Annotated in this window: 14 protein-coding genes; 8 read left to right on the plus strand and 6 right to left on the minus strand. The window is 66.2% G+C overall.

Translation table 11 applies throughout. The features are described 5' to 3' along the window. The first annotated feature begins 183 nt into the window (after positions 1 to 183). Positions 184 to 1,248 (plus strand): sodium:calcium antiporter, encoded by a 1,065-nt coding sequence (locus AC1DES_RS09850; protein WP_476895520.1) that lies wholly within the window; start codon positions 184 to 186, stop codon positions 1,246 to 1,248. A gap of 355 nt (positions 1,249 to 1,603) precedes the next feature. Further along, entirely contained in the window at positions 1,604 to 1,927 is a 324-nt protein-coding gene (locus AC1DES_RS09855) for a YciI family protein (RefSeq protein ID WP_476895521.1), read from the plus strand. Between the two features lie 168 nt (positions 1,928 to 2,095). Here AC1DES_RS09855 and eda read toward each other — a convergent pair whose 3' ends face one another. From eda to AC1DES_RS09885, 6 genes are read right to left on the minus strand one after another with little or no spacing between them, the layout of a single operon-like run. Further along, positions 2,096 to 2,725: a bifunctional 4-hydroxy-2-oxoglutarate aldolase/2-dehydro-3-deoxy-phosphogluconate aldolase gene (gene eda / locus AC1DES_RS09860; RefSeq protein ID WP_476895522.1), complete on the minus strand. Its 630-nt coding sequence runs from the start codon at positions 2,723 to 2,725 to the stop codon at positions 2,096 to 2,098. Beyond that, positions 2,718 to 4,154, minus strand: coding sequence for a mannitol dehydrogenase family protein (locus AC1DES_RS09865; protein ID WP_476895523.1), 1,437 nt, complete (start codon positions 4,152 to 4,154; stop codon positions 2,718 to 2,720). The genes eda and AC1DES_RS09865 overlap by 8 nt, the downstream gene beginning before the upstream one ends. Positions 4,155 to 4,174: 20 nt before the next feature. Then, positions 4,175 to 5,161 carry a PfkB family carbohydrate kinase gene (locus tag AC1DES_RS09870; protein WP_476895524.1) on the minus strand — a complete coding sequence of 329 codons (987 nt, stop codon included), beginning with the start codon at positions 5,159 to 5,161 and terminating at the stop codon, positions 4,175 to 4,177. A 29-nt stretch (positions 5,162 to 5,190) separates the two neighbouring features. After that, positions 5,191 to 6,402 (minus strand): D-mannonate dehydratase ManD, encoded by a 1,212-nt coding sequence (gene manD / locus AC1DES_RS09875; RefSeq protein ID WP_476895525.1) that lies wholly within the window; start codon positions 6,400 to 6,402, stop codon positions 5,191 to 5,193. A gap of 58 nt (positions 6,403 to 6,460) precedes the next feature. After that, the gene (locus AC1DES_RS09880; protein WP_476895526.1) at positions 6,461 to 7,486 is read right to left on the minus strand and encodes an L-idonate 5-dehydrogenase; all 1,026 of its coding nucleotides are present in this window, start codon (positions 7,484 to 7,486) and stop codon (positions 6,461 to 6,463) included. Continuing rightward, positions 7,483 to 8,865, minus strand: coding sequence for an MFS transporter (locus AC1DES_RS09885; RefSeq protein WP_476895527.1), 1,383 nt, complete (start codon positions 8,863 to 8,865; stop codon positions 7,483 to 7,485). The genes AC1DES_RS09880 and AC1DES_RS09885 overlap by 4 nt, the downstream gene beginning before the upstream one ends. Before the next feature lie 144 nt (positions 8,866 to 9,009). Here AC1DES_RS09885 and AC1DES_RS09890 point away from each other — a divergent pair, with 144 nt between their 5' ends. From AC1DES_RS09890 to AC1DES_RS09915, 6 genes are all read left to right on the plus strand, one after another. Continuing rightward, positions 9,010 to 9,741 carry a GntR family transcriptional regulator gene (locus tag AC1DES_RS09890; protein WP_476895528.1) on the plus strand — a complete coding sequence of 244 codons (732 nt, stop codon included), beginning with the start codon at positions 9,010 to 9,012 and terminating at the stop codon, positions 9,739 to 9,741. A 186-nt stretch (positions 9,742 to 9,927) separates the two neighbouring features. After that, on the plus strand, positions 9,928 to 10,632 hold the full coding sequence (locus AC1DES_RS09895; RefSeq protein WP_476895529.1) for a hypothetical protein: 705 nt from the start codon (positions 9,928 to 9,930) through the stop codon (positions 10,630 to 10,632). A gap of 81 nt (positions 10,633 to 10,713) precedes the next feature. Next, entirely contained in the window at positions 10,714 to 11,136 is a 423-nt protein-coding gene (gene arfB / locus AC1DES_RS09900) for an alternative ribosome rescue aminoacyl-tRNA hydrolase ArfB (protein WP_476895530.1), read from the plus strand. Between the two features lie 134 nt (positions 11,137 to 11,270). After that, positions 11,271 to 13,721 (plus strand): phosphoketolase family protein, encoded by a 2,451-nt coding sequence (locus tag AC1DES_RS09905; RefSeq protein WP_476895531.1) that lies wholly within the window; start codon positions 11,271 to 11,273, stop codon positions 13,719 to 13,721. 105 nt (positions 13,722 to 13,826) lie between these two features. Then, positions 13,827 to 14,744 carry a helix-turn-helix transcriptional regulator gene (locus tag AC1DES_RS09910; RefSeq protein WP_476895532.1) on the plus strand — a complete coding sequence of 306 codons (918 nt, stop codon included), beginning with the start codon at positions 13,827 to 13,829 and terminating at the stop codon, positions 14,742 to 14,744. Then, positions 14,737 to 15,987, plus strand: coding sequence for an MFS transporter (locus AC1DES_RS09915; RefSeq protein WP_476895533.1), 1,251 nt, complete (start codon positions 14,737 to 14,739; stop codon positions 15,985 to 15,987). The genes AC1DES_RS09910 and AC1DES_RS09915 overlap by 8 nt, the downstream gene beginning before the upstream one ends. The last annotated feature ends 17 nt before the right edge of the window (positions 15,988 to 16,004 follow it).

Below are 16,004 nucleotides of genomic sequence, written 5' to 3' on the forward strand. Positions count from 1 at the left end.
CCGGCAATGATCGTTCCAACTCCCCCGCCGCTGCGCGACGGCACAGACGGGTGGCAGGTGCCGGCCTGTCGATTGCGTCCGCGAATCAACTGCTAAGCCAACTGTTATTTGCGCTAACGCAAGTTATTCTTGGAGAACAAAACCGGTCGGGACGGCAATTGAAGCTCGGTGAAGGGAGCGCAGGTGGAATCGCTACCGTTGATGTTTTTGCTGCTGATTTTTGTTGGGGCCGCAGCCGCTATCTGGGTGGCCGGCGTTCAACTGTCGCGTCAGACCGATGTCCTTGACGTCAGGCTGCACCTCGGTTCCGCCCTGGGCGGTCTGATACTGCTGGCCGTGGCGACGAATCTGCCGGAGGTCGCGATCACCGTGAGCGCCGCCTCGTCGGGAAACATCGGCGTGGCAGTGGGGAACATCCTCGGCGGAATCGCGATCCAGACGGTCGTGCTCGCCATCCTCGACCTCTTTGGCACGAAGGGTGGCGAGCCCTTGAGCTACCGGGCGGCATCCCTGACCCTTGTCATCGAGGCCATCACGGTCATTGGAGTGCTCGGGGTCGTGATTGCCGGCAGCCAGATGCCCGGCTCTCTTGTGGCGTTCCGCCTCACCCCCGCCGCAGTGCTGATCGCGGTGATCTGGGGGCTCGGCCTGATCCTGGTCCGGCGGTCACAGAAGTCCCTGCCGTGGCATGAACAGGGGCACGCCCCTGACAGCCAAACCAAGCCCCGTGGACACAGCAAACCCCAGGCGACGAAGGGCCGCAACACCCCCAGCACCGCCCGTTCCGTCACCGTCTTCCTGATCGCCGCCGCGGTCACGCTCGCTGCAGGCGTGGCACTCGAGCGAAGCGGGGAAGCGATCGCCGGGCACATCGGTCTTTCCGGTGTGCTTTTCGGTGCCACGTTCCTGGCATTGGCGACTTCGCTGCCGGAAATTTCCACGGGGCTGGCATCGGTAAAGCACGGCGACTACAAGCTCGCATTCAGTGACATCTTCGGAGGCAACGCCTTCCTGCCCGTTCTCTTCCTCGTCGCCGTCCTGATCTCCGGGAAACCCGTACTGCCCCAAGCCCATGCAACTGACATCTACCTCACGGCCCTGGCCATCCTGCTCACCCTGACCTACATGCTCGGGCTGATCTTCCGACCCCGGCGGAAAGTCCTGGGCATGGGAACGGACTCCCTCATCGTTCTAGTCCTATACCTGCTCGGCATCGGCGGTCTCTTCGCCGTCGCCTCCACGGGATAACCCGTGCTTCACGCCGACTGGCAAATAAGAGGAAAAACTGAAGACCGTGTCTGCACGCTTACAGCCGCCATCCCGGCATCTGATCTGTTCGGGGCACAATTCCTACAACTATCACGGCAGCTTACGACCCAACGCGCCACTCCCGCTGCATTGGGCCTTTGTGAGAGTGCTCCCCGGGCCAATTCCGCGACGTCGCGGGCACTGGTGAGGAACCGGCATCGGCGTCTAGGGTGAAAACCACTACGGATGTCGGTGGAATTCCGGGTGTTGCTGTCCGATCGGGGCAGCGGTGTTCGTAGTAGGGGTGAGTTGCGGCCCACGAGGGGCGCTCCAAAACCACGGGAGATGATTCGAGATGCAGTATCTGGTTTCCGTGATCCACGACAAGCCCGGCCTCGCCCCCTCGGACGAGATGGCTGCCATCGACGTGTTCAACGATCGGCTCCAGGCCGAGGGCCACTGGGTCTTCGCCGGCGGCCTCGGGTTTCCCAACACGGCCACCGTCATCGACAACCGGGGCAACGATGCGGTGTTCACCGACGGGCCCTTCTTGGAGTCGAAGGAGTACCTTGCCGGCTTCTGGATCATCGAGGCCCCCGATCTCGACGTTGCCCTAAAGCTCGCCGCTGAGGGATCGAAGGCCTGCAACCGGAAGGTCGAAGTGCGGCCGTTCCTGTGAGCGTGGTCGCCGTCAGGGGGCAATCATCCAGGCCCACCGCCGGGACTGGGCGCGCGTTGCCGCCTCCCGGAAGTTCTCCGGTGCGCCACCGCCTGCGCGCCCTAGCCACCCGCAGATGGGCGGACTTGCCGGCCGGCGTCCCGCCCGCCGGCGGAGGTCGCGCGCCGCCTAGTCCCGCACGAGGCCGGCGGCTTCACGGGCGAGTTTGGTGATCTGCTCCCAGCCGTTGTTTTCGATGGCCGCTTTTGGGGTGAGCCAGCTGCCTCCCACGCAGGAGACGTTCGGCAACGCGAGGTATCCGGGTGCTGATGCCAGGCTGACGCCGCCCGTGGGGCAGAACTGGACCTGCGGGATGGGGGCTCCGATGGCGGCGAGATAGTCGGGGCCGCCGGCAGGTCCTGCCGGGAAGAACTTCATCGCGGTCAGTCCGTGCTCAAGGACCATCATCACCTCACCGACGGTGGCAACTCCCGGGAGCACCGGAAGTCCGATGGCCAGCATGTGTGCCAGCAGGCCCGGTGTCACCCCGGGGCTGACCAGGAAACCGGCTCCCGCTGCCACCGCAGCGTCGGCCTGGCCGGGGGTGAGGATGGTGCCCGCGCCGACGCAAATGTCCGGGACTTCGCTGGCGATGAGTTTGAGCGAGGTAAGGGCGCTCTCCGTCCGGAGGGTGAGCTCGATGATGCGGACGCCACCGTCAGCCAGCGCACGGGCAACGGGCACAGCATGTTGTTGGTCATCGAGGGTCACGACCGGGATGACGGGGGAAACGTGCAGGATGCTGGTGGCATCAGCCATGGTTGATCTCATTTCTCAGGCCGTCCAGCCCGTGGGTGTCGATAATGCGGTACCAGTGGATCAGGAGGTCGGCGAACGCCCGGTGAGTCGCGAGTTCACCGTCGAAGATACTGCGGCAGCCAAGCAGCGCGGGCACCACGGTTGCCGCTGTGCGTGTCGCCGGCAGGGCCGCGTGGAGCTCGGCAGCGAGCGGATCGTTCAGCTCTGCTGTGGGCGCAGTGGCCACGTGGTGCATCCAGGCGGCCACGGCCAGGGCAGTCCACCGGGGCTCGCGGCCGGCGTCCAGGCTGCCGCGGACCGTGGCCAATAGCCGCAGCCCGATCTTCTGGGACCCGTCGCTCCCCACCTTCGCAGTGGTGTGTCCGAGCGCAGGATTCGCGAAGCGGCGGAGCACTTGCGCGCAATACCCAGCGCCGTCCATTCCGGCCGGAAGTGTGATCGTGGGGAGGGCGTCCTCCGCCAGCATGCGGTTGCAGGCGGTGCGGAAGGCCTCCTCCCCCACGGCGTCGCTGATCGTGATCTTTCCCGTGGCCAGCCCCAGGTACGCCAGCATGGAGTGGCTCGCGTTCAGCAGACGCAGCTTGGCTGCCTCCCACGCGGCAACGTCGGAGCTGAAGAGCGCGCCGGCGTCCTCCCAGCGCGGGCGGCGCGAAGCGAAGTTGTCCTCGATAACCCACTGCAGGAAGGGTTCGGCCACCACCGCTGCCTCGTCCCGGAGGCCCAGTTCACGCTCGACGGCGTCGAGGTCGCCAGCTGTGGTGGCCGGCACCATCCGGTCCACCATGGTGTTGGGGAACGTGACACTCGCCTCCAGCCATGACAGCAGCCGCCCGGCCTCTGCCGCCGGCAAAGCGGCGGCGAAGGCGCGCACGAGCTTGCCTGCCAGCTCCCCGTTGCCGGGAAGGTTGTCACACGAGACCACAGTGAGGGGTCCGGCGTCGGCGCGGGCACGCTGCTGGAGCCCGCGGGCGATCTGGCCGACGGCCGTCTGGGGAGGCTGACCCGCGAGGTCGGCCCGAACCTGTTCGTCGGCGGTGTTGAGGGTTCCCGTGCGGGGATCGATCCGGTACCCCTTCTCCGTAATGGTGAGCGTCACGACCGCGGTCGAGGGGTCGGCGATCCGGTCCACCACGGTTCCGGGATTGTCCCGTCCGGAGATGGCCTCAACGATGCTCGACACCACGCGGAGCGGCGCCGCACCGTTGCCCCGCTCGGTCACGGTGAAGAGCCCGTCCTGCGGCGTCAATTGGCGTTCCACCGTATTGGAGCGCTGGGTGACTCCGATGATCCCCCACTCGACGCCGCCGGAGGCCAGCATCGCGTTTTCGGTGAACACGGCGGTATGGGCGCGGGCGAACGCGCCCAGGCCAAGGTGGACGATGCCGGGGCGCAGCCTTTCTCGCGGCAACAGTACCTGGTGGCTTGCCACGGCAGCCAGCGAGGCGGAGCTTAGGCGTGTGATGACAGCTCTCCTTCGGTTGCCTTCCGGGCATGCGCGCGTGTCTGGTCAAAAGTGGGAATGAAGCCGGTCCCGCCCTTGCCGCCGACCACGAGCGATGCCGCGGCGGCACCGAACCGGGCGGCAGCGGCAAGGTTGTCGCCCAGCACCATCCGGGCGGTCAGCGTGCCCACGAAGGCGTCGCCCGCACCCGTCTGGTCCACCACCGACGGTGCCGGAATCGCGTCAACCCAGGAGGACTGGCGGTCCCCGCCCGGTTCACCGCTCAGCAGTTCACCCTCCAGCTGGATTCCCTCCGCCCCGCAGGTCACGGCCACGTTCGCGGCCCCAAGGCGCCGGAGCTTCACCGCTGCCTCCTGCGGCGTGGCGCAGTCCAATAGCGCGGAGGTTTCACCCGGGAAGGAGGGAGTGACCAGGAAAGTCCGCGGTGCCAGTTCGGCGAGGACCGCCGTCGCCTCCTCCACGGAGGTGAGCCTGGGCCGGAAGTTCGGATCGAATACGAAGCGGCGGGACAGTGCCGAAGCCTTGAGGACTGCAGCCCGCGAAGTGGCCGAGACCGCGCAGGCGATCCCGCCGGCGATCACCGCCTTCGCCGCGGAGAAGACGGCGGGGTTGACGTCCTCCGGGGACAGGGTGGAGCCCACGCTTCCCCTGCGGGCGTAAGAGAACTCGCGCTGGCCGTCCGGGTCGGAGTGCACCAGGTAGACGCCCTGCTGGCCGGTCCTGAACCTCAGCAGTTCGTCCGAAATGCCGAGTTCGCGGATCCTGGCGGCGATTGCTTGGCCGAGGTCGTCGTCGGTCAGCACTGCCAGCAGCCCCGTGCGGGCCCCGGCAGCGGCGGCGGCCGCGGCGACGTTCAATGCGTCGCCGGAGATACCCAGCTGCGCGGGAACGCCGTGACCGAACGCGACGTCGGTGGCCACCTCAACGAGGATCTCCCCCATCACCACCACATCGAAGGGCCGGTTCGATTGCATGGATGCGTTCGATTCGCTGCTTGTGGCGCTCACCAGTCGTGCACCGACCCGTCGAGCCGGCGGTTGATGGGCAGGTACTTCGGGTCGAACGGGAAGGCAGCAGCCGCCTCCTCGTCGAAGTCGACGCCGATGCCCGGAGCGTCACCGGGGTGCATGTAGCCGTCCGTGAAGGTGTAGGACGTCTTGAAGACCTCACCCGCCGGATCCCGGTGACCCATGTACTCCTGCACGCCAAAATTCGGAATGCTGATGTCCACATGCAGGGCCGCGGCGAAGGACACCGGGGAGAGATCCCCGGCGCCGTGCGAGCCGGACCGGACCCCGTACAGGTCCGCGAGGGAGAAGATGCGGCGCAGGTGCGTGATGCCGCCGGCGTGCGAGACGGACGTGCGGATATAGTCGATCAGGCGTTCGGTGATGAGCTGCTGGCAGTCCCAGATCGAGTTGAACACCTCGCCCACGGCGATGGGCGTTGTGGTGTGCTGGCGGATGAGGCGGAACGCCGACTGGTCTTCGGCCGGCGTCGGGTCCTCGATCCAGAACGGGCGGTACTGTTCCAGCGAGGCTCCCAGCCGGCCGGCCTCGATCGGCGTGAGCCGGTGGTGCACGTCGTGCAGGACGTGCACGCCGTAGCCGAACTGCTCGCGGACGTGTGCCATCATTTTGGGCGCGAAGTCCAGGTAGGACGTGGTCTCCCACATGTCCTCCTGCGGAACGTTGCCGCTGGCGGGCTCGTAGGTCTTGCCGTCCACCGGCGCGATCCCGTAGGTCTTTTCCAGTCCCGGCACGGCGGCCTGCGCCCGAATGGCCTTGTAACCGAGGTCCAGGTGGTGCTGGAAGTCGGCGCTGAGACCCTCCAGCGTTGAGCCGCTGGCGTGCCCGTAGACCATGACGCCCTCGCGGGCCGCCCCGCCCAGGAGTTCGTAGACCGGCATGCCGGCCACCTTGCCCTTGATGTCCCAGAGCGCGACGTCGATCGCGGCGATCGCGGTCATGGTCACCGGCCCGCGGCGCCAGTAGGCGCCCTTGTAGAAGTACTGCCAGGCGTCCTCGATGCGGCGGGCGTCGCGGCCGATCAGCAGCGGGCACAGGTGCTCCGACAAGTAGGCCGCCACGGCCAGTTCGCGGCCGTTCAGGGTGGCGTCGCCGACGCCGGTAACGCCGTCCTCGGTTTCAATTACGAGCGTGACGTAATTCCGTCCTGGCGACGAAACCACTACTCGTGCGTCGGTGATCTTCACTGGTTGGTCCTTCAGATGGTGATGGTCTTGAACGGATGCGGTGGTGGTGTGGCGTGCCTCAGCTGAGGCGGAGCATGACCTTGCTGCTGCCGGAGGCGGGGTCAGCCGAGACCCGCATGGCTTCTTCCGCCCGGTCGATGCCGAACTTGTGGGTGATGACCGGGGAGACGTCCAGGCCGTCGGCCATGGCGCGGAGGGCGTCGCCGATCTCGTCCACGAACCGGTATGAACCGATCCAGGTGATCTCGCGGGTCACCAGGTCACCGAGGGCCGCGGGCGCCGGGGCGCCGGGAAGGTTGCCGACCTGGACCAGGGTTCCGCCGCGGGCGGTGGCGTGCAGCACACCGCCCAGGACGGCCGGGATTCCGGAGGCTTCGAAGACCAGCTCCATGTCCTCGGGAAGGCTGCCGCCGCCGGAGACGTTCAGGACCTCGTCTGCTCCCATGGCGCTGGCGATACGCAGCGAAGCGTCGTTGATGTCCGCTGCGATGACTGTGCGCGCTCCGGCGTACTTGGCCGCGGCGACCACCAGCGAGCCGATTGGCCCGGCGCCGTTGACGAGGACATCCCTGCCGGCGAGGGATCCTGCACGGCTGACTGCGTGCATGGCGACGGCGAGCGGCTCGGCGAGGGCGCCGCGCAGGGTGTCGACGCCGTCGGGAAGCGGACGGATCTGCGAAGCCTTGGCGAGCTTGCGCTCGCTGAACCCGCCGTCGGTGTGCGGGTCAAACGCCGCCGAACCGAAGTACCTGATGCGCGGGTAGAGGTTGGTGCGGCCTGCCAGGCGATCCGGCATGATTCCATCTCCCACCAGTTCCGCGGGATGCACGGTAACCTGTTGGCCGACCTCGAGGTTGTGCACACCGGCGCCCAGCTGGGTGATCCGGCCGGCCACCTCGTGGCCGAGGACGAGCGGCGACTTCAGCGCCGCGGTCCCGGAGGCGCCGTGGCGCCAATAGGAGAGGTCCGAGCCGCAGATCCCGCCCCATTCGACGTCGATGACCACCTCGCCGGGTCCGGCGACAGGCTCGGGACGGTCATCGATGCGGAGGTCGTTCGCACCGTGGACTACGACCGCTTTCATACGGCATCTTCCAGGCGGACCAAGTCGCGTCCGCGGACTTCGGGTCCGACGAAAGCGGAGATCAAGGTGATCAGCGAGTAGGCGATGATCATCGCGGCGAGCGGCCACCAGTGGCCGGTGATGGCGGTGAGGGTGGCGGCCAGCAGCGGGCCGATGGCGGTGGCGAGGATGCCGCCGATTTCCTTGGCCAGTGCCAGCTGGGTGAAGCGGGTACGTGCCCCGAAGAATTCGGCCATGGTGACGCTCTCCATGGCGAAGAGGCTCAGGACGCCGAGGTTCAGTCCGACGACCATGGCCACGGTGATGAGCGCGGTATTGCCGCTGGTGACCATCAGCATCATGGGGATGGCGAACAGTGCCGTGAGTGAGCTCAGCACCAGGTACAGCGGCCTCCGGCCGAACCGGTCCCCCAGCAGGCCCATCACCGGGATGGTGAGGAATCCGAGCAGGGAGCCGTAGACGATGGCGCTTGTACCCACGCTTTTGTCCACCAGCAGGACCGTGGCGAGGTAGCCCACCAGGAACGTCTGGACCAGCCCTGAGTTGCCGGCCTGCCCGAAGCGCAGGCCCAAAGCGATCAGGAAGGCCTTGCCCTTCCGCTGGTGCAGGGCGACTTCGATGGTGCTGGCCTTGGCCGGCTCATCTGCCGCGGCGATTTCACTCTTGGACAATGCCACGCCGTTCACAACATCCGCCCGCTGTTCAAAGACCGGGCTTTCCTTGAGGGAGCGGCGGACCCATACGGCGAAAATCAAGAGGATGAAGCTGAACAGGAACGGAATGCGCCACCCCCAGCTCAACAACTGGTCCTCGGGAAGTGCGCTCGCCAGAATCGCCCAGAGCGCGGACGCGACGAGGGTCCCGGAGTTCGTGCCGAGGCACACGAGGGAGGAGATGAGACCGCGGCGGCGGACCGGAGCGAACTCAGCGAGCATCACTGTGGCACCGGCGATCTCGGCGCCGGCGCCGAAGCCCTGGGCCAGGCGCAACGCAACCAGCAGGATGGGAGCCCAGATGCCGATCATGGCGTACGTGGGCAAGACACCGATAAGGGTCGTCGAAGCACCCATGAGCGCGATCGTGATGAAGAGGACCTTCTTGCGGCCAATCCTGTCGCCCATCCGGCCGAAGTAGACGGCCCCTGCGAGGCGGGCAACGTAACCTACGCCGTAAGTTGCCATCGCAGCGATAAGACCGATGATCGGGCTGACATCAGGGAAGAAGATCTTATTGAAGACGATGGCTGCTGCCAGCGAGTAAAGCTGGAAGTCCAAGAACTCCATGGCCGTTCCCAGCCAACCGGAAACGGCGACTTTGGCCAGTTCCTTGGTGGGTTTGGTCTCCGGCAGGGTAGTGGGCGGCGCGATGCTCTCAGTCATCTAATGCTCCTTTGCAGGCGATGAAAAACGAAGGGGAGAGTTGAACGGAAGGAAGCCGGCGCCCAAATGTGACCGGCGGCACCTCGCCAACTACTACCATACAAGCACTACCATTCTAGTGTGTCAAGAGAATAGACTGAGAGCATGGCATCCGATAAACACAGCAAGGTACAGCCGCCGAGACTGTCCGTGCGCGACCAGACTTTGGAAACGCTGCGGCGTCGCATCATTTCCCTGCAGCTCCCTCCGGGCGAGCCACTCTCCGAAAACGAGCTGGCGCAGGAACTGGGCATCAGCCGTACGCCGGTGCGGGAAAGCCTGATCCTGCTCAGGGAAGAGGGGCTGGTGCAGGTGTACCCGCAAATCGGTTCCTTCGTCTCGCTCGTGGATCTGGGAAGGGTCTCAGAAGCGCAGTTCGTCCGCGAGGCCATCGAATGCGCCTCCCTGCGCGAACTCTCGGTCGACCATGCAGGCATTGCCGGGCTTCGCGTGATACTTCAAGGCCAAGCCGACGCGGATGCCAGCAGCGACGTGGAGGAGTTCTTCCGCCTGGACGAGGAATTCCACCGCGAGCTCCTCCGGCTGGCAGGGCACGAATCCGCTTGGGCCGCCGTCAACTCCGCCAAGGCGCACCTGGACCGGGCACGACGCCTCAGCCTCCTGGAGACGAGGCCCGTCGCGACGCTCATCCAACAACACACCGCAGTAGTGGACGCACTGGAAGCCAACAACCTGGCCGACGCCGACAGCTCCCTCCGCCTGCACTTGCGCGGCGTTTTCGAGGATGTTCAACGGATCCAACAAGCAACCCCGCAACTGTTTTCCGACGGCGCCGCCCTGCGGCCGACCCGCAGAAGTGTCGCCCGCCTGGCCTGACCGGACCCCTTGCGGAGATCCTGAACCCCTGGTCGGCAGGGACCATCCTGGGGCGGCATACGCCTGCTCCGGATTTGCACCTCGATCCGAGTTCATCTATCTGCGTCCCATGTCAGGGCAGGTCACCGCGGAGTATTCTCCATCTATGGGCGGTCAACGCCCGCCCAACATCATTTGGGGGCCAAGTTGGAGTCGCACACCCTGCTTCGTTCACTGGCCGCAGCTTCTCTGTTGGCCGGGTTGCTCCTCGTCGGGGCTGCCTGCGCAGATCCGCAGGCGGAGGCACAGCTTTCCGCTACGGCACCGGTGGACACCTCGACGCCGGCGACAACACCGCCGCCGGACGGGCACATCTCCTTCACCTATCCGGCAGGTTGGACTGTTCGCACCGAACAGGGACCTTACCTGAGCGCGGAGACCAACGCAGGAGCTGTCAACGCCGTCGTCTCGGATGCGTCCGGATCCGAGGTGGCACACGTCCTCAGCGGGATGTACGGTGACGGCGCCGCCGGCAGGGTGCAGCGGACTGTCCTGGAACACGTTCCGGTGGAAGGGATCACGGCGGCCGCCGGGGAACCCGTCGAGTTCGGCTTCGTCATGGACCAGGGCTTATCCGCGCCCTCCCCTTACCCCGGGGAACCTGCCGCGCCTGCCGATGGCAGCCTCAGGTACTACTTCATGGATGTCCGGCGCGCTGGTGAGTTCCAGCCGGCGCAGATCAGTTCCGGATCCAATCAGGTCACCCTTCCAAACGGGGTCATGTCAGCTTTTGTTGTCTTCGACCCTGCTAAACAGCCTGTCTTCGCAACGCCTGACGCAGCGAGGGCCTGGATGGCGAGTCAGCAGTACGCCCAGCTAAAGGCCCTTCTGCTCAGCCTCAGGTACGCCTAGGCCAGGCTCGCCGCGGTGCGACCCCGGAGGCAACATACGAGCTGCCTGGGACGGGGGCCCGGATCGTGCAACGCTTGGTGCATGGATCTGGAGGTTTCGCCCGCACTCACGATTCCCGCGTCGGAACTCGGCTGGCGGTTCTCGCGCTCATCCGGGCCGGGTGGCCAACACGTCAACACCTCGGACAGCCGCGTCGAACTCTCGTGGAACGTCACCACCACGGCGGCGCTTTCGGATGGCCAGCGGCAGATGCTGGTCAGACGCCTCGGACAACGCCTCATCGCCGGGGTGGTCACCGTGACCGCCTCCGAACGGCGCTCTCAGCTGCGCAATCGCGAGATCGCCCTGGCCAAACTCTCCGACCTCGTGGCCGAGGGCCTCGCCCCCGAAGCGGCCCGCCGCCGGGCGACCAAACCCACCCGGGGCTCAAACCGGCGGCGCCTCGCCGCAAAGGAACAGCGGTCGGCGACGAAACAGCAACGAAAGCGGCCTTCTGCCGAATAGCGCCCACAGTCGATATCACCGGAGCAGGCCGACGTCAGTGTCCTATCCGAATGAGTTGCCCTAAAGGGCCGAAGGTGTTGCTATGGTCACTGACCATGCCCCGAATGAGTCCCCATACAACGGAGGTCTTGCCAATGAGCCACCTGGATCAGGTCCCGGCCAGCACCAGACACGATTCTGCCAAGGACCATCAACCGGGACATCCAGCTCTAGACGACGAGTTGGCCTTAGTGGACCGCTGGTGGCGTGCCGCCAACTACCTCTCCGTCGGACAGATCTACTTGCGCTCCAACCCGCTCCTGCGCAGTCCCCTTCGCGCGGAGGACACCAAGCCACGCCTGTTGGGGCACTGGGGAACAACCCCGGGACTGAACTTCATCTACGCGCACCTCAACCGTGTCATCCGCCGGGATCGGCAGGACATGCTGTTCATCGCCGGCCCCGGCCATGGAGGCCCCGCAGTGGTCGCCAACGGCTGGCTGGAGGGCACGTATTCCGAAATCTACAACCACGTGGGAACCGATGAGGCCGGCATGGCAGAGCTGTTCCGGCAGTTCTCCTACCCTGGCGGGATCCCCAGCCATGCCGCCCCGGAAACTCCAGGGTCCATCAGCGAGGGCGGGGAACTCGGCTACTCGCTGGCCCACGCCTACGGCTCGGTCTTTGACAACCCGGACCTGATCACCGCCGTCGTGATTGGTGACGGCGAAGCGGAGACGGGGCCGCTGGCTGCGAGCTGGCACTCGCACACCTTTTTGGACCCGGTCGCGGACGGGGCGGTGCTGCCCATCTTGCATCTGAACGGCTACAAGATCGCTAACCCCACCATCCTGGCCCGGATGCCGGAAGCCCAGCTCGAGCAACTCTTACGCGGTTACGGCCATGTGCCACATTTCGTGACAGTTCCCGATCCGGAGGCGACTGCCGCCGCACACAAAGATTTCGCCGCGGCGCTCGACGACTGCCTGACCGAAATCCGAACCATCCAGGACCGGCACCGCACCGCGGACCGCACCGAAGATTCGGCTGGACGGGCCTCCCCCTCCGTGACGGGCTGGCCGATGATCGTCCTGCGCTCGCCCAAGGGCTGGACCGGTCCCCGGACGGTGGACGGCCTCCGGGTCGAAGGCACCTGGCGCAGCCACCAGGTGCCTTTGTCCGAAGTCCGCACCAACCCCGACCACCTCGCCCAGCTCGAAAGCTGGTTGAAGTCCTACCGGCCGGATGAGCTCTTTGACGAAGACGGCCGGCTGCGCGCCGCGGTCGCGTCCAATGCGCCCTCGGGCAGGCTCCGCATGAGCGCCACGGACCATGCCAACGGCGGTACGTTGCTGCGTTCCCTGGCACTTCCGGACTACGCCGATCATGCCGTCCCGGTGCCCCGGCCCGGCGTCGAGCGGATCAGCCCGATGGTCACTCTGGGATCCTGGCTCGGAGAGGTCATCACCGGCAACCCGGACAATTTCCTCCTCTTCGGCCCGGATGAGACCGCGTCGAACCGCCTGCAGAACGTTTTCGAGGTGACGGACAAGGTGTGGCAGTCCAGGATCGACGACGTCGACGAGCATCTGGCCCGGGCAGGAAGGGTCCTTGAAGTGCTCAGCGAGCACCTGTGCCAGGGCTGGCTCGAGGGATATCTCCTCACCGGACGGCACGGAGTCTTCAACTGCTATGAAGCCTTCATCCACATTGTCGATTCGATGTTCAACCAGCATGCAAAATGGTTGAAGGTGCACCGGGAACTGCCGTGGCGGCGGCCGGTCGCGTCGCTGAACTACCTCCTCTCCTCCCATGTCTGGCAGCAGGACCACAACGGCTTCTCCCACCAGGACCCCGGGTTCATCGACCATGCCGTGAACAAGAAGGCCGAAGTCATCCGTGTCTATCTGCCACCGGACGTGAACACCCTTCTTGCCGTCATGGAACACTGCCTGGAATCCAGGGACTACATCAATATTGTGGTCAGCGGCAAACAGCCCTCTCCCACGTGGCTGGGCCCCGGCGAGGCTGCCCTCCACTGCCGGCGGGGCCTGGGCATCTGGGACTTCGCCGGCTCGGAAATTCCGGGTGAAGAACCCGATGTGGTGATGGCCTGCGCCGGGGACGTTCCCACGATCGAAACGGTGGCTGCGGCCCGGCTCCTCGCCGGGGAACTGCCCGGCCTCAAGATCAGGGTCGTCAATGTGGTGGACCTCATGCGGCTTCAGGAGGCCGGCGAGCACCCGCACGGACTCTCAACGCCGGACTTCGAGGGCACCTTCACGGCAGACCGGCCGATCATCTTCGCCTACCACGGCTATCCGGCCCTGATCCATCGGCTCACGTACCGGCATGGCAGCCAGGAACGGCTGCATGTGCGCGGCTATCAGGAAGAGGGCACCACCACAACACCATTCGACATGGCCATGCTGAACGGCATAGACCGCTTTCAACTCGCCCTCGACGTTCTTGACCGGGTGCCGGGGCTGCGCGGGCGTCATCCGGGTCTGCACCAATCCCTTCAAGACCGCAGACTCCGGGCACGGAACCACACCCGCCAGCACGGCGAGGACCCTGAAGAGATCCGCAACTGGGCCCTGGACTGACGGTCCCAAACGCCGCCCATGACGGTCCTCGCCATGGGGGTTCTGACGAGGCAGGCCCTGACAGGGACTGCCTCGGTGTCGCCTTCGGGACGTACCGTGGTGTGCATGAACAACCGGAATGAGATTCGGGATTTCCTCGCCTCCCGGCGGGCAAAGCTCACGCCCGAGCAGGCGGGACTGCCCAACTTCGGTGGGGTGCGGCGCGTACCCGGGCTGCGCCGGGAAGAGGTATCGCTGCTGGCCGGCGTGAGCGTCGAGTACTACACCCGGGTGGAGCGCGGCAGCCTTGCCGGCGTGTCCGACTCGGTCCTGGAGGCTATCACGCGGGCGCTGAAGCTGAACGAGGCCGAACGCGAGCACCTGTTCAACCTCGCCCGGGCCGCGGGCCCCGCCGCTCGTAAGCGGCGACAGCCCGCGCAGGCGATCCACCCGAGCGTGCAGCGCATCCTCGACGGCATGACGGGCATTCCCGCATTCGTCCAAAGCGGCCGTCTGGACATCGTCGCCATCAACGACCTTGGCCGTGCCTTGTATTCGCCAGCGTTCGAGGATCCGGCACGGCCCGTGAACTTCGCCCGGTTCGCGTTCCTCAACCCCCGCTCGCAAGACCTGTATCCGGACTGGAACCTGGCGGCCGACACGTCTGTAGCGATGCTGCACACCGAGGCCGGCCGCAACCCGTTCGACAAGGGCCTGGCTGACCTCGTCGGGGAACTGTCGACCCGCAGCGAGGACTTCCGCCAACGGTGGGCACAGCATGACGTCCGCCTGCACCTGCACGGGATCAAGTCGTTCCGGCACCCGGTGGTGGGCGACCTGGAAGTTCACTTCGATGCCCTGGAACTGCCGGCCGCACCGGGTTTGACCATGATTACCTACACTGCCGAGCCAGGCTCGCCTTCCGAGGATGGTTTACGGTTGCTGGCCAGCTGGGCGGCAACCACCAAAGAAGCCTGTGAAGGCCGAATAGCCCCTGCCCACCGTGAGAGGGCCGACGACGGCGGTCACCGGGGACGTGACTGACGTGCGCCCGGAAACCTTGCCCTACGGGGACCCGGGCGCTGTTGAGGAGGCGACAGCTTCTGCCCCAGCGACTGTCCCTGCCCGGCGGGACCGGCTGCCCTGGGCCGCACTGCTGGTCATGGCCCTGATGGGGTTTATCCTCATCGCCACTGAAACGATGCCCGCCGGCCTGCTGCCGCAAATCGCCGCGGGCCTGAACATCACCGAGGGCACCGCGGGGCAGTTCGTCAGCGCCTATGCCCTGGGAACAGTGGTCGCGACGATGCCCGCGGTTGCCCTGACCCGGGGCCTGCGCCGAAAGCCCGTTTTCGTCGTCGGCATCCTGGGATTCCTTGCTGCCAACATCATCACCGCGGTTTCCAGTGACCTTGCGCTCTCTCTGGGGGCGCGGATCCTCGCCGGCGCCTTCTCCGGGCTGATATGGGGGATGCTGGCCGGATATGCACGCCGCATCACGGCTCCCGAACACGCCGGCCGGGCTCTGGCGGTCGCGTCGATCGGGACCCCGATCGGCTTGGCACTCGGAACTCCCTTCGGTTCCTGGCTGGGGACAACATTCGACTGGCGCTGGTCCTTCGGCGTGCTCTCGGTCCTGACGATCATCACGGCCGTACTCGCCGCCGCCGCGGTCCCCGATGCCGCCGGTCAACGTACCGCGTCCCGCGTCCCGCTGATCCGCGTCCTCGCCATTCCCGGCGTCGCGGTCATCCTCGCTGTCATCGTCGCGTGGATGCTTGCGCACAACATCGTCTACACGTACATCGCGTCCTACCTCCGCTCCGCCGGCCTTCAACTCCCGGTCGACATCGCCCTCGTGACGTTCGGCGTCGCCGCGCTGATCGGCATCGGCATCACCGGTGCCGTGATTGACCGCGCCCTCCGGGCCCTGGTCGTCCTCAGCATCGCCCTGTTCATCACCGCCGGCGTGATCTTCATAGTCGGTCACGAGTCACTCGTCGCTGTCCTCATCGCAATCGCCCTCTGGGGCATCGCCTTTGGCGGTGCGGCAGCCCAGCTGCAGACCGCGATCGGCACAGCAAGCGGCGAGAACGCCGACGTCGCGAACTCCATGCTCGGCGTCGCCTTCAACCTCGCCATCTTCGCCGCCGGTGTCACCGGCGCCGTCCTGATCAGCAGCTACAACGGCATGGTTCTGCCCGCCGCCATGATCGGGCTCGCCCTCACCGCCCTCGTCATCGCTTTGGCGGGACGCCGCACAGCGTTCCCTACCGGACGTCCTTGACCTTTTCACCGGCCTCC

The sequence above is a fragment of the Arthrobacter sp. 05T442 genome, from assembly GCF_056395945.1.